Raw genomic sequence first — 24,175 nt, 5'->3', positions numbered from 1 at the left:
TCACCGCGCACCCCCGCCCGCGCCGGAGCCGTCCCGGGTGGCCAGGAGCAGCGCTATGTCGTCGGGCCGGTCGACGGCCTGCCGGGCCGTCGCGGTGAGCCGGTCGGCGACCTCCGCCAGCGGCCGCGCGTCCAGGTCGCCGACCTTCGCGAGCGCCCGCCGCAGCGCGGTGATCCCGTCGTCGATGTCGGCGCCGGGCCGCTCCACCAGCCCGTCCGTGTACAGCGCCAGGATCGCGCCGGGCGCCAGCCGCAGTTCCGCCACCGGATAGTGGGCGCGCGGGTCCACGCCCAGCACCATCCCGCCGGGCAGCTCCACCACCCGGGTCCGGCCGTCGGGGTCGCGCACCAGCGGCGGCGGGTGCCCGGCGCGCACCACCCGGGCCAGCCCGGTGGCCGGGTCCAGCCGTACGTAGCAGCAGCTCGCGAACTGCCCCGGGTCCAGGTCGATCAGCAGCAGGTTGGTGCCGCCCATGACCTCCTCCGGAGGCCGGTCGCCCAGCGCGAACGCCCGTACGGCGCTGCGCAGCTGCCCCATCGTGGCCGCCGCCTGCACCCCGTGTCCCTGGACGTCCCCGATGACCAGCGCCAGCCCGTCCCCGGCCTCCACCACGTCGTACCAGTCGCCGCCCACGTCCATGCCCTCGGTGCCCGGCAGGTACCGCCCGGCGGTCTCCACGCCCGGGTGGCTGGACAGCCGCCGCGGCAGCAGCGCCCGCTGCAGTCCGCGCGCGAGAGCCGCCTCCGTCTCGTAACGGTGCGCCTTCTCCATGGCGTGCGCGATCAGCCCGGCGAGCGCGGTGAGGACCGTGCGCTCCTCGGAGCTGAAACTGCGCTCGCGGTCGAAGCCGAGGATGCAGGAGCCGACGGGACGGCCGGAGGCGATCAGCGGCAGGAAGGCGCGCGCGCCCACCGTGGCGTCCAGCGCGATGCCCGGGTAGGCGTCCTCGAGCTGCCGCATCGAGTCGAAGAACAGCGGGCGGCCGGTGGTCAGCGTCTCCACGCCCGGCAGCCGCGCGTCCAGCCCGACCCCCTCGAACGGGGCGAGGAAGCCCTCCGGGAACCCTGCCTCCCAGGCGAGGTACAGGTGCCGCTCCTGCAGCAGGTAGATCGCCAGCCGGCGACCGCCGAAGGCGGGCAGCACCTCCTGCATCACCACCGCCGACACCTGGCGCGCGGTCACCGCCTCCGTCAGCGCGATCGCCAGCCCGATGGGCCGCTGCACCGGCGCGGTCGCGTCGGACACCACCGCCGTCCCCTCCGGCGCCGACTCCTGCGCCATGCGGTTCGCCGGGACGGCCGTGCAGGTGAGGATGTCCGGCCCCGGGTGCACGGACACGCTCAGCCAGTCACCCTCGTAGGGCCCCGGCGCGGACCGCCGGACATGGAAGTGCACCGGCTCCGGTGCCAGCAGGGCGGCCCGCAGATGGTCCTCCCCGGCCGTCTCCCGCCACCACGGCACGGCCTCCCACAGCGGGCGCCCGAGCAGCCGGGAGCGGGGTACGCCCAGCAGCTCGGCGGCGCGCGGGTTGGCGTAGACGATGACGCCGAGCCGGTCGAGACAGAACACCCCCTGCGGCAGCAGGTCGGCCGCCGCGTCCCCGAGGGCGGTCGGCGCCGCGTCCAGCAGGATCCCGGTGACCAGCGGCGACGCGGGCGGGGTGGCCGCGGGGGCGGGCGGCGCACACAGGTCCAGCAGCCGCACCGCCCCGTCGGCCGTGCGCACCCGCACCGGCTGCGGCGGTGGGCGGCCGCCGGCGGCCGCCCGCAGGAGGACGCCGACCGGCGGGGTGTCCGTGGCGGACATCGCGCGGGTCAGCGCGTCCGACGGCGCCGGGAAGGTGCCCGCGGGCAGACCCAGCAGCGTGTGGGCCGAAGAGTCGGCGGACACGCTGTCCGTCGCCGGGTCCCACACGAAGTGGCCGACGCGCGCCTGCTCCGGTCCGGCGGCCGGCGGACGCACGCACAGCGGCTCGTCGTCCCAGACCACGGGCGGACCGCCGGCCTCCAGCCGGGCCAGCGCCGCCCCCAGGTCCCCGGCCAGCCCGGTCAGCCGGTCCCGTTCGGTCACCAGGTCGGCGGCGTCGTCGGTGGCCGGCCGTAGCACGATCAGCACGCCGTACGCCCGCCCGTCAGCCACGACCGGCACCACCAGGGTGCCGAACTGGAACGGCAGCCCGGCCGCGAACTGCGGGTACCGGCGCATCGTCTCGGTCGCATCGGCCAGCACCACCGGCAGGCCCGAGCGGTGTGCGTCGGTCACCGGGAACGGCCGGTCCACGTGCACCTGCCACCAGTGCCGGAAGAGCGGCCCCGGAAGGCCGGTGAGCACCGCCAGCCGCAACACCGCGGGCGCGGGGGAGCGTAGGTAGACACCCGCGCCCAGGCCGCCGGCCGCGCGCAGCGCGTCCGTGGCGGTCCCGGTCAGCAGCGCGGCCAGCCGCCCGGGCGGCCGCTGTTCCACCTCGGCGCTCCCAGTCATCCGCCCCACCTCGTCCGTACGCCGCCGGGTGGGCGACACAGCAAGAATGCGCCACCCGGCACCCGCTGTGCATCCGCGGGAGCGCCGACCTGCGTGTGCCGGGCGCCGCGGGGCCGCTACCGCCGGGCGGTCACCCGCAGGGTCTGCTTGGCCAGCTCGTACGCCGGGAGCATGTCGCGGTGTTCCTCGTCGTCCAGGCCGCCGAGCTGCAGGACGACCGGACCGTCGGGCGCGACGACGGCGAGGGCGCGCTCGGTCCTGGTCTCGTCCAGGACTTCCACCGTGTGCCGGTACTGCACTTCCGTGCCGGACAGGGGGCCCGACCGGAAGGAGCGGTACTCGGCCTCCTCGACACCGTCCTCCGCGCGCAGGAACGCCTCCAGGACCTGCCGTGCGTCCGCGTCCCCCGGCTCGCCGGTGTACACGCGCAGGAAGCCGATGTGGCCCGCCGGCTTGGCGTCGAGTTCGCAGGCCAGGGTCACGTAGCCCTGCCGGGCGAGTGCGGCCACCTCCTCGGCCACTTCCTCGTCGAGCGGGGGGTCGGCGTCCGCCCCGAGGGAGACGGCGTCCGGATGCCACCGCTCGGCCAGCGCGAAGGTGACCGGAAGTTCGCACGCCGAACCGGCGCCGCCGACGCTGCCGACGGCCCGGGCGGCCTTCTCACCCGACGCCGACGCCGACGCCGACGGTGTCCCGGACGCCCGCGCCTCGCCCTCACCCCCGCCTTGCCCACAGCCCGTCAGCAGTCCCGCCGCGCATGCCGCCGCGGCCAGACCCCGGACCGCGTTCCCCGCCCCGCACCACACCGCACGTCTCCTCTCGACTTGAGCGGCGAACTCTAGCCGAGCGCCCGGTACCACCTGCACACACCCCGGGCGCCCCGGGGCCCCGCGTCCTGTCCCCGCCCAGGGTCACGTCAGGCCGTCCGGGGGCGGGGCGCCGGTGGAGAGGGGGCTGCCCTGGGGCACGAAGAAGACGGCGTGCAGGGTGAGGATCTCGTCACCGCGGTTCTCGGCCTTGTGCACGCCCCGGGGGCCCACGGGCTCCACGATGCATCCCCCGGCCGGCGTCACGCACTCCGAGCCGTCGGCCAGGGTCCGGGTGAGGGTGCCCGACGTGACCACGGCGATGACGCGCCCCTCGTGGTAGTGCCAGGGCAGGGTGTCGCCCGGGGGGATGTCGTAGCGGGCGACCACCGCACGGGTGCCCTGCGGGACGGAGAGGGCGAGGCGCTCGCAGAGCAGGCCGTCGGCCAGCACGGAGGGGGCGGGACCGGCCGTCGACGTGGCGGTCGCACAGGTCGGGCCCGTCATACGGCGGCCCCCGGTCCTAACGCGGCCGCGGCGGTCATCCTGTCGTTCCTGTCGGCTATGTGATCCACGCCGGTGAGGTTATCCCACCCACCGCTACGCGCAGTGAACTCTGTGTCACGCGCACCCGCCCCACCCGGGGAGGCGGGCCGCACCCTGCCGCCCGCGACGTCGGTCACAGGACCCGGGCACGGGGCAACCCTCCCGATGGCTTTCACGTCTGCCGGAGTGCCTGTGGTCGATACCGCCCGCGCAGGGCCGACAATCGATCGTCACGACCAGTCAGCGGTGAGCGAGTAGGGGGCCCTGTGCGTCCAGAGAAGCGGTGGCCGTCCGGGAGCGCCCGGGCATGGGCCGTGTTCTCCCGGATGGCCCGTGCGGCCGGGCGTACGGTGCTCGGCGAGTGGCGGGGCATCTTCGTCGAGCCGGTCCGGGAACTCTTCCGGCGTGGCCCGTCCGCCCTGCTGCTCGCGGCCGTCGCCTGCGCGGGCGTGATCTTCTTCCACGCCATCGCCCAGCATCCCACCGGCGCCACCGTGGTCCGCGTCACCGGCGGGGTCCGCGGCGACCTGCCCCTGTGGCTGGCGCTGCTGCGCACCCCCGTGTCCTTGTACGTTCCCGCGCTGGACCTCCCCGTCTGGGCCGGACTCACCCAGCTCTTCCTCGCCTTCGCGCTGGCCGAGACCGCCATCGGCCGCCGTCGCACCCTCTTCGTCGCCTACGCCACCACGCTCGCCGGCACGTTCACCGCACGCCTGATGATGGCGGTGGGACCGGGCTGGTGGGGCTTCGGGCTGCCCCCTGAGGCCGGGCAGGTGCTGGACACGGGCCCGTCGGCGGCCGTCGTCGGGCTGTTCACGTACATCTCGGTCATCCGGCGGGCCCCGGTCGTGTTCGTCCTCACCGGCGGCTCGATGATCGTCGAGGCCGTGGCCAAGCCGAATCTCGCCGGCCGGGAACACCTGGTCGCCGTCGGCGCGGCGATCGTCCTCGGCCTGCTGCACGGCCGGGAGCAGGCCCTGCGGGCGCGGGCGGGCGACTGGCTGCGGCGGCTGGGGCTCACCGGCGGCCCGGCCCCCGAGCCGCCGGACGAACCGGTGCGCGCGCCGGCGGTCGTGCCGGTCCGGAAGGCCGCGACGACCTCTCCGCGGGTGCCCGCCGCCGACCCCCTGGACCGGGTCACGCTCTCGGCGAGCGCCGCCTTCGACTGGGCCAACGCGGCACAACGGGCGCGGGACACGCTGACCCGGTGAGCGGGCGCAAGCCCCCGGCCGAGGCGCCTCCGTCACCCGCTCTACGACGCACGCAAGCTCCTGAGGCACCGTGACGGGTGCATCCCGGGTAGCCGCAGGCACAAGGGCACAGCCGCCCTCGTCCCCGACCGTTTCCGACCGTCCCCGCGGTGCTTCGCGCGCGTGCACGGCTGCTCCGCGTCCGCCACGCGCGCGTGCCGATGCCCGAGCCGCCGGGCCGGGCCGCCACCGCGACCGCCGTCCGCGCGCGGCCGTTGGACCCGAGTCCGCCTCGGCCTCCGCGGCGGAGCCGCGCCGTGCACGCACGCGCGGCCGGTGCCACCGGGCGGTGCGGCCGTTCGGCGGAGATCAGCCGTCCACGCGCGCGTGCCGCCGCGCCGTGTGTTCGGCGCCGCTCGGCCACACCACCTCCACGTCCACACCATGGCTGCGGGCGTAGGCCACCAGATGGGCCGTGGCGTCCCGGCCGTTGGAGGGGGAACCGTCCCACACCGCCAGCAGCCCGGTGCACGAGCGCACCAGGCGCTCGTCCGCGGTCACGCACGCCCCCCGGTCGGCGGGGTCGTACTCCAGCAGCCGTACGTGGCGCGACAGCAGCAGCAACTCCCCGGCGGCCTTGCGCTCCGACTCGGCGAGCCGCGCGGGCACACCGTCCCGGGACGGCAGTACGGTCACCAGTCCAAGCCCGGCCTCGCGGGCCGCCCGCCCGAACGCCACGGGCAGCCCCCGCCCCACCCGCACCAGACCCGCCCGCCCCGACTTGGCGAATGCGGCCAGCCGCGCCCTCAGTTCGTCCTCCAACAGAGCCAAGGTCCCCGCGCTGAGATCGGGATGCCCCACGACAGCGATCACCCGGTTCGCTCCTTTCCGCCCGAAGGCCCGGCTTCTCCTGACCTGGCGTCAGCCATGATCACGGCCCCGCCGTACGCGGTCCAGAGGCCGGTCGGCGAGGCCCGGGTCCCTTGGACCCTTGACAGTCGGCCCGGCGCCGAAACCCCGGCGCGGGAGCGGCGTTCCTGGGAGGTCGCTGTGAATCGGCCGAGCGGTTGAACGCGGCGGCGCTCTGCTCCGTATGGGGTCGGGGGACCACATGCCCGACCCGCCCACAACGCGGAGGAGCACGACTTGAGACAGAACAGGCGCAGACGCCCGACCGGTGGACGACGCGCGACCTTCGCCGCCGTCGCCCTGATCCTCGGCGGCGGAACACTGATGGGGGTGAACGTCTACGCATCCGCCGGTGAGGAGCAACCCGGCGGGGAGGGCGGCGGCGACCAGGTCTCCAACGGGCCCGTCGCGGCGGACTACGCCGACATCACCACCGCCCCGGCGGCCCCGCCCGCGGTCGCCCCGGGCGAGAACGCCTCCAGGGGCAGTTTCACCACGAGCTGCGGCGTCAACGAGGAAGGGCTGTTCAACTCCGACAACATCATCGTGGCCCCCGGCGTCGCCAACGGCGCCCACCACGTCCACGACTACGTCGGCAACCAGGCCAACAACGCCTTCTCCTCCGACGAGGACCTGGCCCGGGCCGACACCAGCTGTGTCGACCAGGGCGACAGGTCCTCGTACTACTGGCCAGTCCTGCGGCTGCGCAACGGCACCCGCGAGCAGGACGCCGACGCTCCCGGCGGCGGTACGGAGGGCAACGTCGGCGAGATCGTCACGCCCAAGGACGTCACCCTCACGTTCGTCGGCAACCCGCGCGGCGAGGTCACCGCCATGCCCCGGCTGCTGCGCATCATCACCGGCGACGCCAAGGCGTTCCTGGGCGGCCCCGCCAACGCCAACGCGTCCTGGAGCTGCACCGGGTACGAGGACCGCCAACTGCGCGACAAGTATCCGCTGTGTCCGCCCGGCAGCGACGTGGTGCGCAGCTTCCGCTTCCAGAGCTGCTGGGACGGCCGGAACATCGACAGCGCCAACCACCGCACGCATGTCGCCTTCACGGCCGCCGACGGCAGCTGCCCGGACGGCTTCCGGGCCATCCCGCAACTGGTGCAGCGCATCGTCTACGACGTCGACGCGCCGAGCCTCGACGACGGCGGCCGGACGACTCCGCTGTTCGCGGTGGACTCCTTCCCGGACCAGAGGCACAAACCGATCACCGACCACGGCGACTTCGTCAACGTCTTCGACGAGCGGCTGATGGCGGAGGCCGTGGCCTGCATCAACGAGGGGCGGCACTGCGGAGCCGGCTCCGGGGCGCAGGACGGCTCCGAGACCGAGCCGGGTGGTGAACCGGGCGCCGAAGCCGGCTCGGGCGAGGACGCCGAGGCGGGCTCCGGCGCGGGGACCGGCCAGGACGGCGCAGCCGGTGCTGACGACGGGGCAGGTGCGGGCCAGGGCGACGGCGCGGAGCAGGGCGACGGCGCCGGACAGGGGGAGGAGCCGGCAGGCACCCCGTCCCCGTCGGACGCCGCCACCGGCGCCCCCGCCGCCACGGACACCCCCGACGCCACGGACGCCCCCCAGCCCAAGGACGTGACCGAGCCCAAGGACGCCCCCCGGACCGCGGGCGCCGGTCACGGCACCGCGGCCGCCGGCGGCGGCGAGGCCCCGGACGCCGCCGAGCGGCCGCGCGCCGAGAAGCCGCAGGTCGACGGCGCGCCCGCTGCACCGTCCGCGCCCAGGACCTCGGCCCCGCCGGAGGCGTCCTCCCCGGCCGCGCCACCGGTCCGTTCCCGGGCCGCCGCGTCGTCGCAGCCGGCCGACCCGGAGGCGGACACCGGCACCGAGGCGAACGCGTCCACCCCGTCGGCGCCGCCCGCCACCACGCCGGCCGATTCCGCCGCGGACGCCGGCGGCGCCCCCGCCGATTCCGGCACTCAGGCCGTGCAGGGCGGCCTCGCCGCGACGGGCGCGCGGTTGTGGCCCGCGGCCGCCGGGGGAGTCCTGATCGCCGTGGGGGCGGTGATGCTGTTGCGCCGCACCGGGCGCCGCGACGCCTGACACCGGGGGCACCCGGGGCTCGTTCGGGTGCTCCCGCCTGCGGGAGCACCTCCGGGCCGTGCGCCGCGCGGTATACGGAAGGACATGGAACACACGGAGTACTACGACCTCGGTGGTCACGGCAGGATCGTCACGACCTCGTCGCCCGAGGCCCAGCTCTGGTTCGACCGTGGCCTGGTGTGGTCGTACGCCTTCCACCACGAGGAGGCCGTCGCCTGCTTCGAGGCGGCGGCCCGCGCGGACCCCGACTGCGCGATGGCCGACTGGGGCATCGCGTACGCGCTCGGCCCCAACTACAACAAGCCCTGGGAGTTCTTCGACGGCGACGACCTGACGCGCACCGTGGAGCGCACCCACGCGGCCGTCGAACGCGCCCACGAGAAGGCCGCCACCGCCACCGCGGTGGAGAAGGCCCTGATCGGAGCCTTGCGCGCCCGCTATCCCAGGGCGACGGCCCCGGGCGGCGCCGAGGACTGCTCGGTGTGGAACGAGGGGTACGCCGACGCGATGGGTGCCGTCCACCGCCTCGCCCCCGACGACCTCGACGTGGCGGCCCTGTACGCCGACGCGCTCATGAACCTCACGCCCTGGCAGCTGTGGGACCTGCGGACCGGGCGGCCCGCCGAGGGAGCGCGCACCCTGGAGGCCAAGGAGGTGCTGGAGCGCGCGCTCAGCGACGAGGCGGGGCTCGAACACCCGGGCGTCCTGCACTTCTACATCCATCTGATGGAGATGTCCCCGGCCCCCGAGGCCGCCCTGGCCGTCGCCGACCGGCTGCGCGGCCTCGTCCCCGACGCCGGCCACCTGCAGCACATGCCCTCCCACCTGGAGGTCCTGTGCGGCGACTACCGCCGCGTGATGTCGGACAACACGGCCGCCGTCGCCGCCGACGAGAAGGTCCGCGCGCGCTCCGGGGCGATGAACTTCTACACGCTGTACCGGTCGCACAACTACCACTTCAAGATCTACGGTGCGATGTTCCTCGGCCGCTGCGGCACCGCCCTGGAGACCGCCCGGCAACTGGAGGAGTCCATCCCCGAGGAGTTGCTGCGCGTGGCGAGTCCGCCCATGGCGGACTGGCTGGAGGGCTTCCTCGCCATGCGGGTCCATGTGCTGATCCGGTTCGGGCGCTGGGCGGACATCCTGCGCCTGCCGCTGCCCGCCGACCCCGGGCTGTACTGCGTGTCGACCGCGATGCTGCACTACGCGCGCGGGGTCGCCCTCTCCGCGACCGGCCGGGTCCGCGAGGCGGAGGCCGAACGGGAGCTGTTCCGCGCGGCGGTCGAACGGGTCCCCGAGTCGCGCACCCTCTTCAACAACACGTGCCGGGACATCCTCGCCGTCGCGTCCGCGATGCTCGACGGCGAGCTGGAGTACCGCAAGGGCCACCACGACCTCGCCTTCGCCGCACTCGAACGGTCCATCGAGCTCGACGACCACCTGCCCTACGACGAACCCTGGGGGTGGATGCAGCCCACCCGCCACGCGTACGGCGCGCTCCTGCTCGAACAGGGGCGGCTCGCCGAGGCGGAGGCCGTCTACCGCGCCGACCTCGGACTCGACGACACCCTGCCCCGCCCCTCGCAGCACCCCGGCAACGTGTGGTCCCTGCACGGGCTGCACGAGTGCCTGGTCCGGCAGGGCAAGGAGGGCGAGGCGGAGATCGTGGCCCAGCAGCTCAAGCTCGCGCGGGCCCTGGCGGACGTGCCGATCGAGGCCTCCTGCTTCTGCCGGATGCCCGCGAGCGCGGGTCCGGACGGCCCGGCGGACGAATCGTGCTGCGAGACCGGGCACTGAACGGCGTTGCGACGCGTTGTCCGGTCGGGGTGGCTGAGACGGCCAGGGACGGGGAAGACGCGACGAGGAGCCGGTACGGTCCGAAGCGACCCGGCCGGCGCACGGGCCTGAGCGGGCCGCCGCCACCACACCGGCGGCCGGACGGAAACGGGGGAGCGGGGCGGCGATGAAGAGGACACCGGCGAGCGGTACCCGGTCCGGACGGCGTGGCGAGGCCGCCCGGGACGTCGATGTGCGCCCGGCGCGCCGTCGTGCCCGGCTGGCCCTCCTGCTGCTCGCCGGCACGGCTGCGCTGGTCGCCTCCGGCACCGGTTCGGCCGGCGGCTGGCTGGTGCTGCTCGGCGGTCTCGCCGGGCTCGCCCTGGCCGGCGCCGGACTGTGGTGGGCGCTGGCGCACCGCGGCCCGGCCCGCCTGCTGGGTGTCGTCATCGCCGTCGCCGGACCGGTCGGAGTGATCATCCTTTACACCGCCGCGGGCCTGTGGGCGATCGCGGTGGGCGCGCTCGCCCTGTGGGTCGGGGCCCTGGCCAGCGCCCGGTCGGCGCTGCGCCGCCTGCGCCGGCCGCGCGGGATGCGTGGCCGGCGGACACCACCGCCACGACGGCCGGTCCTGATCATGAACCCGCGGTCCGGCGGGGGCAAGGTGGAACGCCACGACCTCGTCGCCCGGGCCGAGGCACTGGGCGCCCGGGTGGTCCTCCTCGCCCCGGACGGCGGCAGCGACCCCGAGGCCGAGGCCGCGCGGGCCGTCGCCGAGGGTGCCGACCTGCTCGGCGTGGCGGGCGGCGACGGCACCCAGGCGCTGGTGGCCGGCGTCGCCGCCGCGCACGACGTGCCGTTCATGGTGCTGGCCGCCGGCACCCGCAACCACTTCGCCATGGACCTCGGCCTGGACCGCACCGACCCGGCGCACGGCCTCGACGCCCTCACCGACGGTGTGGAACTCCGCGTCGACCTCGGCGACGTCGACGGACGGCCCTTCGTCAACACCGTCTCCTTCGGTGCGTACGCGGAGATCGTCCAGCACCCCGAATACCGTGACGCCAAGGCCGTCACCACCCTGGACCATCTGCCCGACCTGCTGCTCGGCGAAGCCGGCGCCACCCTCGACGTCCACGCCGACGGCACCAGGCTGCACGCGCCGCAGGCGGTCCTCGTCAGCAACAACCCGTACGGGCGCGCGGACCCGCTGGGCGGGGGCCGCAGACCCCGACTGGACTCGGGGCTGCTCGGTGTCATCGGCATCCGGGTGGAGAGCGCCGCGCAGGCCGCCGAACTCGCCCTGCGGGGCGAACGGGCCGGCGCCATCCGGGCACTCCCCGCTCTCCGCGTGGAGGTCACCGCCGACGAGGCTCCGCTGCCTGTCGCCATCGACGGCGAGGCCCTCACCCTGCCCACACCGGTGGTGTGCACCGTGCGTCCGCGAGCGCTGCGCGTCCGGGTCCCGCGCCACCGGCCGGGGGCGACCTACGCCCCGCCCGGCGTCGACTGGCGCCGCATCGTCGATCTCGCCCTCGGCCGCCCTCTGAACCGGCATCCGCAGGACGGGAGGGGATACTCGACCATGGATGCTCCGGCGGCCGGACGCCGGGAGGCGGAAGGCGCGTGAGCGTTTTCTCCGCGGGGGGTACCGGAGTGACCGCCCGAACGGCCGGGATACAAGGAAGCGGCCAGAGCAACAAGGAGCAACAAGGAGGAGGGCGATGCCCGACCAGCGGACCAGTACCGTCACCAGCCCGCTGTCGCGTTTCCGCCTGGTGCACGACCTGGCGGCCCTCGACCAGGCGGTGTACGAGGCCGTGACCGTGACCCGGACCCCGACGCTGGACACGGCGCTGCGCCGGCTGTCCAGAGCGGCGGACCACTCCAAGCTGTCCTTCGCGGCCGCAGCGCTGCTCGCCCTCAAGCCGGGACGGCCCCGCCGGGCCGCCGTGCTCGGGGTTGCCGCCATCGGCCTCGCCTCGGCCGGCGCCAACCTCGCCGGCAAGCGCCTGGTGCGCCGTTCGCGGCCGCACCGCGCCGAGGACTCACCGTTCCCGGGCCGCCACGTCCCGATGCCCGCCTCGGCGTCCTTCCCGTCGGGGCACACCGCCTCCGCGGCCGCCTTCGCCGCCGCCGTCGGTCCGATGGTCCCGGTGGCCACACTGCCGCTGGGACTGCTCGCCGCCGCGGTCGGGTACTCCCGCGTGCACACCGGGGTGCACTATCCGGGCGACGTGATCGCGGGCGCCGTCCTCGGCACGGGCGCGGCCGCGACGGTCCTCGCGATCGCGGGGGTGGCCGGCATAACGCCACCGAGCAGCCGGTTCCGATTCGGCCGCGCCGCCGACTGACGCCCAACTCTCCCTGAGTGGAGGGGAGATGACGGGCGGTGGGCGGTGGGATGAGGTCCGCTGAGCCTGCGCGGGCCGATGGTCTCCTGACTTTCACCTACCGGCAGTAACATGATCCACTTATTTTCGGTGGGTCATGCATCGACTGCTGTGGCCGCCGCCCTTCCCGTCACCCCCCCCAGCCGGAGGACCGTCATGCTCTCGCCCGAGGAGTCGCTGCGCCAGGCCCGCGCCGCCTACGACGAGCACCTGCGCACCTGCCGCCAGTGCGCCGTCGACACGGTGCCGTGCGCGGCCGCCAAGCACCTGTTGCGTCTGTACAACAACGCCAGAAGAGGAGCGCGCACCAACTCGGCGATGCGCTGACGGCCCGGCGATCACGCGGGACGTATCGCGCCGCGAATCGTCTCCTGCCCCGCGTGGTAGATCGACTCCTCCCGGACGGACGCGCCCGGGCCCGGCGCGTGGATCATCGTGCCGTTGCCCGCGTACAGGCCCGTGTGGTGCGGCCCGTCGAAGAAGAACACCAGGTCACCGGGGCGTAGTTCGGTCAGTTCGACCGGGGTGCCGAACTGGGCCTGCTCGGCGGTGGAGCGTGGCAGCGGCACCCCGGCGGCCGTCCAGGCGGCCTGGGTGAGGCCGGAGCAGTCGTAGGAGCCGGGACCCTTCGCACCCCACACACAGGGCTTGCCGATCTGCGCGCGCGCGAAGGTGACGGCCTTCTCCGCCTTCAGGGCATAACGGGAGCCGGGGTCCTCGGGCATCGACGGCGGTGCCGACGTGCCGTCCTGGGGCGTCGCGGCGAACGCCGCCGTGCCGCCCTGCGCCGTCGGCGCGAGCGGTGCCCCGCCGCCCGGGGACGCGGCCGGGGCTGGGGCCGGAGGGACACCGTCGGTCAGCGGCGCGGCGCTCCACGGCGCAGACGCGGTCGACGCCACGGGGGCCGGTGAAGCAAACCCGTCCGGAACGGGAACGGCCGGGGAAGTGGGTCCGGGAACCGGGTCGGGCATCGGCCACGCCGATGTGCCATGGCCGCCGTAGAGCGGCAACTCGCCGGTGTCCCAGCCGGGTTCGCCAAGCACAGGCGTCGGGAAGGAGAGCTCCGTGGCCGTCGGCGCCGGTTCCGGGAAGGTGAGGGCGGCGGGGGTCGCCGGCGCGGACGCGGCGGGTGTCGCGCCTGCCGGCGGCTGCGTGGCGGCGCTCGCCAGCAAGTCGCGGGCGGCCATCAGCTTGCCGCCCATCCGATCCTTGGTGCTCCGTAGCGAATCCTGACGGCGGGCGGGCGCCGCGCCCGACGGCGCGGATTCGGCCTCCGGCGCGGAGACCGGCTCCGGCCGGGGCACGGCCCCCGCCGCGCGCCCCCGGTCGTACACGGCCGTGAGCGCCAGGTCCGAGGGCACCCCCGGTGCCTCCGCAGTCAAGGGCACCCCTGACGCCTCCGCAGCCGAGGACGTGCCCGGTGCCTCTGCAGCCGGGGGAAGTGCCGCAGGCGTCCTGGACGTCAGCTCCGCCGGACGTCGGCCGCCCCCCACCGCTGTGCGGTCCGAGCCCGCGCCGTCCGACCGGTCCGCGGACTGCGGCGGACGAGGGGCCGACGCCGGGCGCTCGGGCATCCGGTCACGCGGCAGCACGGCCGGGGCCGTCGGTCCGAGCCGGTCTCGGGCCGCGTCGAACCACTGCCGGGCCATCGTGCCGAGCGCGGCCTCGGCCGCGCCTCGCCCGCCGCCGCCCCGGCGCGTCACCGACGACATCGCGCGCGTAGCGTTGAAGGTCCCGGAATCGCTCTCGGCTCGGTCGTAGAGCGCGTTGACCCTCCGCTGGACCTCCGCCTGACTCGGCCGGTCGACCTCGTCGAGGCGTGCGCTGCCGACGCTGGCCTGGATTCGATCCGTCGCCATGAACGACGCACTCCTTCGCTCGGGGGCAGCCGCGACGGCCCGGCGGATCCCACCGGAGCCGGTCATGCGGCCAGGGCGTCAACGTAGCCAACTTGTGACGTCGGTGTGAAGATCGAAACCTCACATGTCCGACTCGTGTGCGTGACCTTCGTCTCTTGTCACGCCAAGTACTGGACCGCTCACGGACGTTGAGTGCCGTAAGCGCCGCCTCCCGGAGTCCTCCGCCCGCGCCGGGGAGGGCGTTGTCAGTGGTCGCCGATAAGTTCGAACCAGTCCCGCCGCTCTGGCGGTGACGTCCCCTCGGGCTGCAAAGGAGCTGGTGCGTTGTCGGATTGGGAGAGGGAATGGGAGCAGTCGAGCACCGCACGGGTGGTCCGTCCCGCGCGACCTCGCAAGCTCGCCAAGGTTCCCTTCGTCGAACTGGCCGACGGACGTCTGCAGGGCGTGGTCTCCAGCGGCTCGGACATCGAGCGGGTCTACGTCTCCTCGGTCGCCGCCGGGACGTACGCGTTCGCGTGCAGCACCAACAACAACCGGCCCTGCGGCGGCGCGCGCGGCGCCTTCTGCAACCACATCCGTGCCCTGGTGACCGAGGCGGTCCTGCAGTACGGCGCTCCGCGCGTCGCCCGCTACCTGCGCGTCGACACCGCAGCCGAACCGGACGCGGCCGCCCTGACCGCCGCCATGACGGCCACTCGCCCGCCGAAGGCCGACAGCGGGGCCGCCGCCGGTGTCTTCAGCCGGTTCCTGCGCCATCTGTCCTACCTCGAACTCACGCCCACGACCTCTCCGTTGCCGGAGATGCACTGGTTCCCGCCGACCAGGACGGGGGACGCCGAACCGGCCGGCCGCGTCCTCGCGCGCTGCGAGGGGACCGATGCGCTGGCCGAGCCCGCCGCCGGGGTCGACGAGGCGCTGGACGCCGTCGACGCCCTCGACCGCGCGCTCGTCGCCGGCCTGCTGCGCCCGCAGCCGGAGCAGGCCGCCGACCTGACCGCACTCGCCCACGCCGTCGCCGGTTCCCCGCTGGCCACGCGAGTCGCCGAGGCGGCCGAGAAGGCCGCGGCCGGCAGCGCGGGCGAGGACCACTACATCGCCCTCGCCGCCGCCCGCGGCGCCCTCCTGGGCGCCGTCCACGACGCGCTGACGGGCCGTCTGGACGAGGCACTCGGGCGCACCCGGTGCGCCGACACACCCGCGCACCCCGGCCCGTCACAGCCCGTCAACGTGCTCGCCGCGGCCCGCACCTGGCTGTGCGACCTGGCCCGCAGCGGCTGGCGCGGCATCGACCACGACCTGGTCGCGGGAGCCGCGCCCATCGTCTCCGCCATGCTGCCCGACCCCGCGCTGCGCCGCCCGGCCGCCCTCCTGGACGGGTTCGCCGCCGAACTGGCAGCCTCCTGCCCGGGCTCCGGTCTCGACCGAATCCCCGTGCGCCGCTGGGGCGACCTGTGGGCGCGCGCCCTGCTCCTCACCCTGCCCGGCGCCGCCGAGCCGGCTCCGTCCATGCCCGTCACCGGCCGACTGCTGCCCCTCGGGGTCGACCTGCAGGAGCACGCCACCGCAGTACAGGCCCAGGTGCACGCGGTGTTCGAACCCGAGGACGGCGGCGCACCCCGGCTGGTCCGGGCCGGCGTCGCCGCGCCCAAGCCGGACACCGTCGTCGGCGCCGGTGTGTGGCAGTTGCTGCGCCCGCACATGAGCCTGCTGGCCGCCGCCGGCGAGGGCCACGCCATGGACCTCACCGACATGCCCCTCACCGCCGACGGGGACCTGGTCTGGGACGACGCACACGCCCGGACGGGGGCGCCCGCCGATCCCCTCGCCACCGCCCGGGTCGCCCTGTCCACCGCAGGCGACCGGCTCACCGCCCCTCTGGACCGTCACCCGGCGGGCATCGCCGCGCCCATCTTCCTGGAGGGCTACACCGTCCGACGGGACGAGGAGACGGTGACGTTCGTCCTGCCCGCGCACAGCCTGCCCGTCGACCTCGACCGGATGCCGGTCGCGAGCCCGCTCACCCCCGAAGCGGTCGCGGCGTCGAGCGCCTGCATAGGGCTGCTGCGCTGGGACGCAGGGACGTTCAGCATCCAGCCGCTGGCCGTCGAGACCACCGTCCGCAGGAAGACCGTCGCCGTGCACGCGGGCGCCTGGGCCGGGGGCACCACCGACAAGGCGGGCGCCAAGGCGGAGAAGGCCGCCTCCGACGCCGTGACCGTGCTGCGCGAGCGCGCCGGAAGGCTGCTGCGGAAATGACCGACACCACGCCCCTGACGAACGCCCACGACAGCCGCCGCCAGGTTCTGTACTGGCGCCTGCTGGCCCGACTGTTCGACCCGGAGGAGCAGGCCACGCTCGAATCCGCCGCGCTGGCCGTCGTCGAGGACATCGGCCTGCCGCCGGGGCTGCTCGACCCGCAGACCTCCGTCGACTCCATCGTGCAGCGCCACCCCGAGCTCGCCGCGGAGTTCGACGGCCTGCTGACGTCCGACGAACGACAGCCCGCCGACGACGAGCGACAGCCGGCCGACGACGAGCGACAGTCGGCCGACGCCGCTCCCCCCGCCCTTGCGGCCGAGGCCGGCGGGGGCGGTGACGACACCGCCGACCGCGAGGGCGGGGACGGCGCGCGCGAGGGTGACGACACCGCCTCCGCCCGCGACCGGGCCGCCGAGGTCCGCCGTGCCGCCCTCGTGTCGAAGGTCCTCCTCAACGTCTTCGCCACCGGCTCGGGCACGGTCACCGCCGGGCAACTGGCCCGCTGGCAGTCCGACGCCGACTGGCTGGAGCGCGCCCTCGGCTGCCGGCCCGGTGAACTGCGCGGCGGACGCGGAGCCGGCGCCGGCGGTCACGCACCGGGCTCCCTGATCCCCGCGCTGGGACCCGAACTCGGCTCCCTGGAAGCCGACCTGGTCAAACGCATGCACCTGCGCGAGGTCCTCGCCGACCCCGAGCTGGCGGCGCGGCTGACGCCGAGCATGTCGCTGATCGAACAACTCCTGCGGGACAAGAGCAACCTGTCCGGCGTCGCCCTCGCCAACGCCAAGTCGCTCATCCGCCGCTACGTGGACGACGTCGCCGACGTCCTGCGCACCCAGGTGGAGAAGGCCTCCGTCGGCACCATCGACCGCTCGGTCCCGCCCAAGCGGGTCTTCCGCAACCTCGACCTCGACCGCACCATCTGGAAGAACCTCACCAACTACAGTCCCGAGGAAGAGCGCCTCTACGTCGACCGGCTCTACTACCGCCAGACCGCCCGAAGGACGACGCCGCAGCGGTTGATCGTCGTCGTGGACCAGTCCGGCTCCATGGTCGACTCGATGGTCAACTGCACCATCCTGGCGTCCATCTTCGCCGGGCTCCCGAAGGTCGACGTCCACCTGATCGCCTACGACACCCGCGTCATCGACCTGACCCCCTGGGTCGACGACCCCTTCGAGGCCCTGCTGCGCACCAACCTCGGCGGCGGCAACGACGGACCGGTGGCCATGGCCATGGCCCGCCCGAAGATCGCCGAACCGCGCAACACGGTCATGGTGTGGATCTCGGACTTCTACGAGTTCCACCGCTCGCAGCCGCTGTTCGAGGGCATCGAGGCCGTCCACCGTTCGGGCGTGAAGTTCATCCCCGTCGGCTCGGTGACCAGCTCCGGACGCCAGGAGGTCAACCCCTGGTTCCGGGAGCGGTTCAAGGCCCTCGGTACGCCGGTGATCTCCGGCCACATCAACAAGCTCGTCCACGAGCTCAAGACCTTCCTCACCTGACGACAACCAGCCCGGAAAGGCCCGATCACATGTCCGACCTGCTGCGCGCCCCCGCCGAGATCAAGTACGCGGAGGAGCTGGACTGGCTCGAGTCGATCGACGACAACCCCAAGCCGTTCTCCTGGCGGCTGTCCCCCAAGATGGTCCGCCTGTTCATCCTCGGTTCCGAGCGCGCCGACGGCCTCGACCGGGAGATCTCCCAGAAGTGGTTCGGCGACCGCAGTTTCGTCGAGCGCTCCATCGTCACCCTCGCCTCCGACCGCGGCCTGCTCCTCATCGGCGACCCCGGCACCGGCAAGAGCTGGCTCGCCGAACTGCTCTCCGCCGCGATCTGCCGCAACTCCACCCTCGTGGTGCAGGGCACCGCCGGCACCACCGAGGACCACATCAAGTACTCCTGGAACGTGTCCATGGTCATCGCCAAGGGCCAGTCCCGGGAGTCGATGATCCCCTCACCGATCATGACCGCCATGGAAGGCGGCGGCATCGGCCGGTTCGAGGAACTCACCCGCTCCACCAGCGACGTCCAGGACGCCCTGATCTCGATCCTGTCGGAGAAGTACATCTCCGTGCCCGAACTCGACAGCGACAACATCGTGTTCGCCAAGCCGGGCTTCTCGGTGATCGCCACCGCCAACAGCCGCGACCGGGGCGTCAACGACCTGTCGTCCGCGCTGAAGCGCCGCTTCAACTTCGTCCGCATCCCCGTGGTGACCAACAAGAACAGCGAGGCGGAGATCGTCCGCTTCCGCACCGAGGAACTGCTGCGCCGTCACCGGATCGAACTGGACGTCCCGCCCACCCTGCTGGACGTGCTGCTGCGCAGCTTCGCCGACCTGCGGGCCTCCGCGGCGGCGGCGGGCAGCGACGAGGAGAAGCTGGAGTCCGCGCTGTCCACCGCCGAGCAGATCGGTGTTCTGGAGGACGCCATCCTGCACAGCAACTTCTTCGGCGAGCGCGCTTTGACGGCCCGCACCCTCGCCTCCTCCCTGGTCGGCTCGCTCGCCCGGCGCGACCCGGAGGACCTCGCCATCCTCAACAAGTACCTGCACGGCGTCGTCGAACCGCGCAGCAAGGACGAGGGCGGCTCCTGGCCGGAGTTCCTCGAGGGCGGCCGTGACGCCGTCGCGACGCTGTCGTGAACGACGCTGCAGTGAGAGAGCCGGTCTCGTCCGAGACGGCGCCGTCTGACCCGGTTTCGTCCGAGTCGGCCCTGTCCAAGTCGGCCTCCTGTGACCTGACCCCGCGCGGACCAGCCGTCCGCGAGCCCGCCACCCCCGACCCCGCCCTTCCGGAGAGCCCGTGCTGAACGAGGCCCCCATGCCCCACCCCGACCCCACCACCCCGGCCGACGGCCCCGGCCCCTTCGCCGCCCTGCGTGGCCAACTCCATCAGGCGGCGAACGAGTTCGCCGACGGGCCGGATGCGCTCGAGGGCATCCTGCGCGGCATCGTCGACGACGTCGACCGCGCGGTTGCCGAACCTCTGGAGATCTTCCCGGTCTGCCACCACTCGCCGGCCTCGGCCCTCGCCATGGCCCGCCGGCTGCGCGAGAAGCAGCCCAAGGTCGTCTACCTGGAGCTGTGCGAGGACATGGCCCCGCTCCTGACCGAGCTCCGCAACTGCCGGCTCCCGGTGGCCCTCCAGGCGTTCGCCAGCGAGGTCGAGGGCTTCCCCGCCGACTGGTCCCCGCTCTCGGTCGTCGCCCCCGTCACGGAGGCCTCTGCCGAGTACCAGGCCATCGCCTACGCCCTCGACGCCCCCGGCGTCGAACTGGTCCTCGTCGACCGTTCCTCCGACCACGTCTTCCAGTGGGACACCCGCGAGGAGCGGCCCGCCGACCCCGACACCCCGGCCGCCGAGCAGGAGGCCACCCTGCACGGCGACGCGGTCGGAGTGGAGATCGGCGACCTGCGCCCGCGCTTCGCCGAGTTGGAGGAACACCTCCTGCGCCACGGCCGGGTACGGCACTGGTCCGAGTGGTGGCACCAGTACGTCGAGGTGCCGCTCGGCGACGGCGACCACGACACCTACCGCCAGGTCATGCTGCTGATCGGCAGCCTCTTCCGGCGGCTGGCCCCCGGCGACCCGCACCGGCTGCGCGTCGACGAGGACCGTGAACGCTACATGTGGACCCGCATACGCGAACACCTCACCGCGACCGGTACCGACCCGGCGGACTGCCTCTACGTCTGCGGCGCCTTCCACGCCGCCAGCCGCGTCGCGGAGTTCGGGGTGGGCGGCAGCGACACCTTCACCATCAGCCCGCCGACCGGCACCAAGTGGCGCCACGGGCTCATCCCCTCCAGCCACAGCGCCATCGAGGCGCAGTTCGGTCTGGCCGGCGGCTCGGTCTCCATCGCCGCCACCCAATGGGCGAAGAACGTCCGGCGCAGCGGTGTGCGCCCCTTCCGCCTGATGGGCCAGGCGGACACCAGGAAACCGAGGAAGAAGACCCCACCGCTCCCGGCCACCCCCGGCCCGGCGGGCGAACCGGCCGACCGGCTGTCCGGATTCCTCCAGCGCCCTCCCGTCCTCGACCGGCTCGACGAGGCGGAACTCCTCGGCTGGTCCGTGGACATCGTCCGCGCCGCCCGGCGCAACGGCTACCTCGCCTCCACCGCCGACGCCATCGCCGTGTTCGAGACGTCCATCCTGCTCGCCGGCATGCGCGACCGGGCCAAGCCGACGCCGTACGACTTCCTGGACGCGGCCGTCACCTGCATCGAGAAGGACGCCGTGCCCGGCCGCCGGGACGTGAGGCGACTGGTCGAGATCATGATGGGCGGCGACCGCGTCGGACAGGTCGGTTACGAGGCGCTGCCGCCCCTCGCCCGTGACGTGCACGACCGTCTCGCCCCGCTGGAGCTGCCCCTGCAACAGCGAGGCGTCCGGCGGGCCCTGCTGGACATCGCCTCCCGGCCGGAGCTGGCGGCCTGCTCCGACGTGCTGTGGATGCTGCACCGTCTCCTGCCGCACGGCGCCGCCCGGCCGATCATGGGCGAACGGCGGCTCGGCGAACGCTCCATCCAGGAATCCTGGGACCTCGCCCTGGGAACCCACCAGCGCGCGCTGATCGAGCTCGGCTACGAGGGCGTCACCCTCGAACAGGTTCTGGAACAGCGCCTGCGGCGCACCGCCTACGACCCGCAGGCCACCACGGCCACCGTCCTGGAGGCGGTGGAGGACGCCACCCGCTACCTGCGCAGTCGTCGCCTCGCCGACGAACTGGGCGGCCACGCCCTCGACGTCCTCGCCCGCGAGCGCACCGTCGACGGCGCACCCGAGGTCCTCCACCGGGTACGCCGCCTGCTGGCCCACTACCGCACCGGCGAACCGGCGTTGCCGCCGTGGATCGAGTCCTTCGTCAGAACCGGGTACGCGCACTACTGCACCCTGCTGCCGACCGCGTTCAACGACGAGGACGCCACCGTCCGGCAGGTCGCCGCCATGCTGGGTTTCCTGTTCGGCATGGAGAGCCTGGCCCTGTCCCTGGGCTGCGACCGCACGCAGCTGGAACTGGCCGTCGCCCAGTCGCACCCCGAGGACCCGTCGAAGACCGCGCTGTTGTGGGCGGCCCGCACCCACCTCGGCACGCTGCCCCGGGCCGAGCTGCGCGGCCGGTGCGCCGAACTGCTCGCCAACCCCCTGGTGGTGCCGGCCTACCCGCGCTACCTGAGCGGGTTCCTGCACGCCCTGGAGCCGGTCCCGGCGCTGGCCGACTTCGTCGTCGAAGCCGTGTCGAACGCGTTCGCCCGGCTGCCGGACACGGTGCTGCTGCCCTGGCTGCCCACGCTGATCACCACGCTGCGAGCCGACGGCGGCGACCTCGCGCCGCTGCTCATCCGCGAGGCGGGGCGCGTCTTCCCGGGCAGGCTCCCGGCGCTCGACGCCTGGACCCCGCCCTGGGACCGCCCGGCCCAGCCGGACACGACGCCGCGGGCGACGGCCGCCCCGGGAGGCGTCACCCTTCTCGCGGACCACCCGGGCACCTGCGACGCCCTGGCCGCCCTGCTGGGCTGCGACGACCCCTGGCAGCCCGCCCCGGCCGCCGCCGACGGCGGCACCCCGCTGCTGGCCGCCCACCCGGCGACGGCGCTCGCCCTGGAGGAACTACTCGCCCCTTCCTGACCGGGACCCGGGAAGCCCCGCCGACCGGGAAGCCCGCCTGACGGGGGACTCCGCCCGGCCGGGAGGCCTGCCCGACGGCGAAGTCCGCCTGACGGGGGGCTCCGCCTGGCCGGGAATCCCGCGGACCGGGAACCCCCTCGCCTGAGGAACCCGGCCGACCGGGAAAGCCGCCACAGACCGGGAACGCCCACACCGAGCGGAGAACCCCGCCGCCCCGCCACCCCGCCCCGCCCCCGGAGCGGGGCGGCGGGGGCGGGGCGGGGTGACGGTCGGCTCGTCGCGGGCCGGACCGCCGTGCGGTTCAGCGCGTCGTCGAGCGTCCCAGGTACCACACAGGCCCGGGATCCGGCACGTCCAGCTCCCTGAATCCGACCCGCTCGTAGAACGCCCGCGCTCCCGTGTTGGCCCGGGCCATGCACAGATGGACCGCCGGCACCCCGGCGGCCCGGAGCGCGTCGAGGAAGGCCCACATCAACGCGCGGCCCTGTCCCTGGCCCTGTCGGCTCGGCAGCAGATCGATGTGCAGATGGGCGGGGAAGCCGGTGAGCTCCGGCCGTACCATGCGCTCCGGGTCGTGCAGCAGCCCGGTCATCTCCTCGGTGGGCGTCCGCGCCGGACCATCGGACAGCGGATATTCGGTCAGCGGGTAGCGGTCCGCGACCCGGGGCAGCCACCGGTCCCGGAACCACTTCACGAAACCGTGCGTGTCCGCCGTGCCGAGGATGTAGCCCACCGCCCGTCCGCTGCCGTCGTCCAGCACCCGGGCCAGCTCCGGCTCCCGGTCCACATAGGGATAGGCGAAGATCGTCGGCATGAGTTCCGGGTCGGGATGGAGCGCGGAGGCGTCCCCGCCGTTGTGCGCCGTTCTCACACAGATGTCCCCGACGGCGGCGCGGTCGGACGGCCGGTACGGGCGGACGAAGGGCACTGGGGTCATGACGCACCATGATCCCATGTATGGGAGCGCTCCCACAAGAAGCGGTGCGCTCGAGCCGCCGCCCCCTGTCGCGCGCTGCGGCACGAGGCGGCCCCGGCGGGCGGCTCAGACGGCCTCAGAGGGTCTCAGACGGCTCAGAGGGTCAGTGGCGGTGCGGGCAGGGCGAAGTGGTCGACGATGATGCGCCAGGTCAGCGTGCCGTCCGCGTTGAAGCCGGGATCCGTGGCGTAGGGCGTGTCACGGCCGACGATCCGCGCCTCCAGCAGCTCGCCCACCAGCAGATCGGCCTTGCTGCCGCCGCGCCGGGTCTCCCGTCCCGCGCCCACGTTGAAGTAGCACTCCTGGAAACCGCCCTGACTGTAGGTGAACTGGAAGGGGTGGTCGGGGCAGTGTGGTACGAGGTAGTGCTGACCGTGGGGACAGGCGCAGGCGGGCGTGCCGGCCAGGAACACGGACTCCACGGCCTCGGGGTCGGGCACCCGGTCCTGGTAGCGGAACCCGGTGAGATGTCCCGCCAGCTCCCACGGCGACGGGCGTTCGGGCGCGGATTCCGCGCTATGGGTCACCCACGCCCAGTCCTCCGAGACGCCGGAGTCCAGCGGGGTGAGGCCCACTTCGCCGAGAACGGCGGACAGTGTGGGCAGGTCCATGCCGCGGACGAAGGTGGCGTGCACGTCGGCGGGCAGGCTCATCGGGCCGTCACCTCCGGGGACAGCGGCGGGGCGGGCAGCCTGAAGTGGGTGGCGAGGGTGCGTACCAGCCGGCGCTCGTCGTCATCGGCGTGGTCCGAGCAGTCGTGGCCCTCCGCCTTCCAGTCGCACGCGGAGGCGGGGCCGATGAGCCCCGCCGCCAGCAACTCGGGGGAGAGGTGGTCGGGATTGTCACCCAGCCGCTGCCCGAGGTCCTCGAAACCGAAGTGGAGGACGAGACGCCCGTCCCGGTAGTAGGAGAAGGTGGGGGGGAACGCCTTGGCGGAGCACGGCTCCATCGCGAAGACGACCAGCTCCGTGCCGTCCGCGCACAGCCGCGGGTAGTCGGCGTCCTCGTAGTCCTCCGACTCCCAGTCATGCATGCGGTGCGTGGCCCAGGCCCATCCGTCGGCGGCACCCTCGTCCAGCACCTCGCGCCGCAGGTTGCGTAGGCCCTCGGTGAGCGCGTCGGGGGAGAGCCCCCGAGCGAACACCACGTTCACTTCGTCGCCCGGTCCGCAGGCCGGCATCCAGTCGGTCATGACAGGCACCCTAGGCCGGGCCACCGACAAGCGGACCCGGGGTGGTGCCGTGACGGGGCTGTGACACCGGCTGTGGTCCCCGTCACAG

The 24,175-nt window shown here is 74.1% G+C and carries 18 protein-coding genes and 1 pseudogene; 11 read left to right on the top strand and 8 right to left on the bottom strand.

Annotation, left to right across the window (positions count from 1 at the left end; translation table 11 throughout):
- The 3 genes from AC3ET3_RS15385 to AC3ET3_RS15375 all read right to left on the bottom strand — a co-directional run bounded on the left by AC3ET3_RS15385 (position 1) and on the right by AC3ET3_RS15375 (position 3,794).
- The gene (locus AC3ET3_RS15385) at positions 1–2,481 is read right to left on the bottom strand and encodes a SpoIIE family protein phosphatase (protein ID WP_435612317.1); all 2,481 of its coding nucleotides are present in this window, start codon (positions 2,479–2,481) and stop codon (positions 1–3) included.
- Between the two features lie 116 nt (positions 2,482–2,597).
- The gene (locus tag AC3ET3_RS15380) at positions 2,598–3,287 is read right to left on the bottom strand and encodes a lipoprotein (RefSeq protein WP_432157642.1); all 690 of its coding nucleotides are present in this window, start codon (positions 3,285–3,287) and stop codon (positions 2,598–2,600) included.
- 105 nt (positions 3,288–3,392) lie between these two features.
- Positions 3,393–3,794 carry a cupin domain-containing protein gene (locus AC3ET3_RS15375; RefSeq protein ID WP_432157643.1) on the bottom strand — a complete coding sequence of 134 codons (402 nt, stop codon included), beginning with the start codon at positions 3,792–3,794 and terminating at the stop codon, positions 3,393–3,395.
- Positions 3,795–4,099: 305 nt separating this feature from the next.
- On the opposite strand from AC3ET3_RS15375, the gene AC3ET3_RS15370 reads away from it, so the two are divergent.
- Positions 4,100–5,044: a hypothetical protein gene (locus tag AC3ET3_RS15370; RefSeq protein WP_435612316.1), complete on the top strand. Its 945-nt coding sequence runs from the start codon at positions 4,100–4,102 to the stop codon at positions 5,042–5,044.
- Between the two features lie 348 nt (positions 5,045–5,392).
- On the opposite strand, the gene AC3ET3_RS15365 is transcribed toward AC3ET3_RS15370, so the two are convergent.
- Complete coding sequence (locus AC3ET3_RS15365) at positions 5,393–5,896, bottom strand: hypothetical protein (RefSeq protein WP_432136487.1); 504 nt, start codon at positions 5,894–5,896, stop codon at positions 5,393–5,395.
- 273 nt (positions 5,897–6,169) lie between these two features.
- Between AC3ET3_RS15365 and AC3ET3_RS15360 the strand changes: the two genes are divergently transcribed.
- From AC3ET3_RS15360 to AC3ET3_RS15340, 5 genes are all read left to right on the top strand, one after another.
- Complete coding sequence (locus tag AC3ET3_RS15360) at positions 6,170–7,996, top strand: DUF1996 domain-containing protein (protein WP_435612315.1); 1,827 nt, start codon at positions 6,170–6,172, stop codon at positions 7,994–7,996.
- 84 nt (positions 7,997–8,080) lie between these two features.
- Positions 8,081–9,793, top strand: coding sequence for a tetratricopeptide repeat protein (locus AC3ET3_RS15355; protein ID WP_432136489.1), 1,713 nt, complete (start codon positions 8,081–8,083; stop codon positions 9,791–9,793).
- A 166-nt stretch (positions 9,794–9,959) separates the two neighbouring features.
- A complete protein-coding gene (locus tag AC3ET3_RS15350; protein ID WP_432157648.1) occupies positions 9,960–11,402 on the top strand; it encodes a diacylglycerol/lipid kinase family protein in 1,443 nt (480 codons plus the stop codon).
- Between the two features lie 94 nt (positions 11,403–11,496).
- A complete protein-coding gene (locus AC3ET3_RS15345; RefSeq protein WP_432136491.1) occupies positions 11,497–12,126 on the top strand; it encodes a phosphatase PAP2 family protein in 630 nt (209 codons plus the stop codon).
- 195 nt (positions 12,127–12,321) lie between these two features.
- Positions 12,322–12,492, top strand: coding sequence for a hypothetical protein (locus AC3ET3_RS15340; RefSeq protein WP_432136492.1), 171 nt, complete (start codon positions 12,322–12,324; stop codon positions 12,490–12,492).
- Positions 12,493–12,503: 11 nt separating this feature from the next.
- On the opposite strand, the gene AC3ET3_RS15335 is transcribed toward AC3ET3_RS15340, so the two are convergent.
- Complete coding sequence (locus tag AC3ET3_RS15335; protein ID WP_435612314.1) at positions 12,504–14,024, bottom strand: C40 family peptidase; 1,521 nt, start codon at positions 14,022–14,024, stop codon at positions 12,504–12,506.
- A gap of 324 nt (positions 14,025–14,348) precedes the next feature.
- Between AC3ET3_RS15335 and AC3ET3_RS15330 the strand changes: the two are divergent.
- The 5 genes and pseudogenes from AC3ET3_RS15330 to AC3ET3_RS15310 all read left to right on the top strand — a co-directional run.
- Positions 14,349–14,849, top strand: a pseudogene (locus AC3ET3_RS15330) (hypothetical protein); the annotation flags it as partial.
- On the top strand, positions 14,826–16,280 hold the full coding sequence (locus AC3ET3_RS15325) for a hypothetical protein (RefSeq protein ID WP_432157672.1): 1,455 nt from the start codon (positions 14,826–14,828) through the stop codon (positions 16,278–16,280). The pseudogene AC3ET3_RS15330 and the gene AC3ET3_RS15325, both read left to right, overlap by 24 nt.
- A complete protein-coding gene (locus AC3ET3_RS15320; RefSeq protein WP_435612313.1) occupies positions 16,277–17,788 on the top strand; it encodes a VWA domain-containing protein in 1,512 nt (503 codons plus the stop codon). The genes AC3ET3_RS15325 and AC3ET3_RS15320 overlap by 4 nt, the downstream gene beginning before the upstream one ends.
- Positions 17,789–17,817: 29 nt before the next feature.
- Complete coding sequence (locus tag AC3ET3_RS15315) at positions 17,818–18,930, top strand: ATP-binding protein (protein WP_435612312.1); 1,113 nt, start codon at positions 17,818–17,820, stop codon at positions 18,928–18,930.
- A 178-nt stretch (positions 18,931–19,108) separates the two neighbouring features.
- Positions 19,109–21,919 (top strand): DUF5682 family protein, encoded by a 2,811-nt coding sequence (locus AC3ET3_RS15310; protein WP_435612311.1) that lies wholly within the window; start codon positions 19,109–19,111, stop codon positions 21,917–21,919.
- 301 nt (positions 21,920–22,220) lie between these two features.
- On the opposite strand, the gene AC3ET3_RS15305 is transcribed toward AC3ET3_RS15310, so the two are convergent.
- The 3 genes from AC3ET3_RS15305 to AC3ET3_RS15295 form a co-directional block, all read right to left on the bottom strand.
- Positions 22,221–22,856, bottom strand: coding sequence for a GNAT family N-acetyltransferase (locus AC3ET3_RS15305; protein ID WP_435612310.1), 636 nt, complete (start codon positions 22,854–22,856; stop codon positions 22,221–22,223).
- A gap of 134 nt (positions 22,857–22,990) precedes the next feature.
- Positions 22,991–23,548 (bottom strand): hypothetical protein, encoded by a 558-nt coding sequence (locus tag AC3ET3_RS15300; protein ID WP_432136498.1) that lies wholly within the window; start codon positions 23,546–23,548, stop codon positions 22,991–22,993.
- A complete protein-coding gene (locus AC3ET3_RS15295) occupies positions 23,545–24,087 on the bottom strand; it encodes a hypothetical protein (RefSeq protein ID WP_432136499.1) in 543 nt (180 codons plus the stop codon). The genes AC3ET3_RS15300 and AC3ET3_RS15295 overlap by 4 nt, the downstream gene beginning before the upstream one ends.
- Between the last annotated feature and the right edge of the window lie 88 nt (positions 24,088–24,175).

The organism is Streptomyces sp. bgisy159 (assembly GCF_057707805.1).
The sequence above is the reverse complement of the archived record's forward strand: the minus strand, read 5'-3'. Positions and strand labels throughout refer to the sequence as shown.

Excerpts from the sequence above, each read along its gene's own strand:
- AC3ET3_RS15385 (WP_435612317.1), bottom strand. The coding sequence starts at position 2,481 with ATGACTGGGAGCGCCGAGGTGGAACAGCGGCCGCCCGGGCGGCTGGCC.
- AC3ET3_RS15375 (WP_432157643.1), bottom strand. The coding sequence starts at position 3,794 with ATGACGGGCCCGACCTGTGCGACCGCCACGTCGACGGCCGGTCCCGCC.
- AC3ET3_RS15355 (WP_432136489.1), top strand. The coding sequence starts at position 8,081 with ATGGAACACACGGAGTACTACGACCTCGGTGGTCACGGCAGGATCGTC.
- AC3ET3_RS15350 (WP_432157648.1), top strand. The coding sequence starts at position 9,960 with ATGAAGAGGACACCGGCGAGCGGTACCCGGTCCGGACGGCGTGGCGAG.
- AC3ET3_RS15345 (WP_432136491.1), top strand. The coding sequence starts at position 11,497 with ATGCCCGACCAGCGGACCAGTACCGTCACCAGCCCGCTGTCGCGTTTC.
- AC3ET3_RS15340 (WP_432136492.1), top strand. The coding sequence starts at position 12,322 with ATGCTCTCGCCCGAGGAGTCGCTGCGCCAGGCCCGCGCCGCCTACGAC.
- AC3ET3_RS15335 (WP_435612314.1), bottom strand. The coding sequence starts at position 14,024 with ATGGCGACGGATCGAATCCAGGCCAGCGTCGGCAGCGCACGCCTCGAC.
- AC3ET3_RS15325 (WP_432157672.1), top strand. The coding sequence starts at position 14,826 with ATGCACTGGTTCCCGCCGACCAGGACGGGGGACGCCGAACCGGCCGGC.
- AC3ET3_RS15320 (WP_435612313.1), top strand. The coding sequence starts at position 16,277 with ATGACCGACACCACGCCCCTGACGAACGCCCACGACAGCCGCCGCCAG.
- AC3ET3_RS15315 (WP_435612312.1), top strand. The coding sequence starts at position 17,818 with ATGTCCGACCTGCTGCGCGCCCCCGCCGAGATCAAGTACGCGGAGGAG.
- AC3ET3_RS15310 (WP_435612311.1), top strand. The coding sequence starts at position 19,109 with ATGCCCCACCCCGACCCCACCACCCCGGCCGACGGCCCCGGCCCCTTC.
- AC3ET3_RS15305 (WP_435612310.1), bottom strand. The coding sequence starts at position 22,856 with ATGACCCCAGTGCCCTTCGTCCGCCCGTACCGGCCGTCCGACCGCGCC.
- AC3ET3_RS15300 (WP_432136498.1), bottom strand. The coding sequence starts at position 23,548 with ATGAGCCTGCCCGCCGACGTGCACGCCACCTTCGTCCGCGGCATGGAC.
- AC3ET3_RS15295 (WP_432136499.1), bottom strand. The coding sequence starts at position 24,087 with ATGACCGACTGGATGCCGGCCTGCGGACCGGGCGACGAAGTGAACGTG.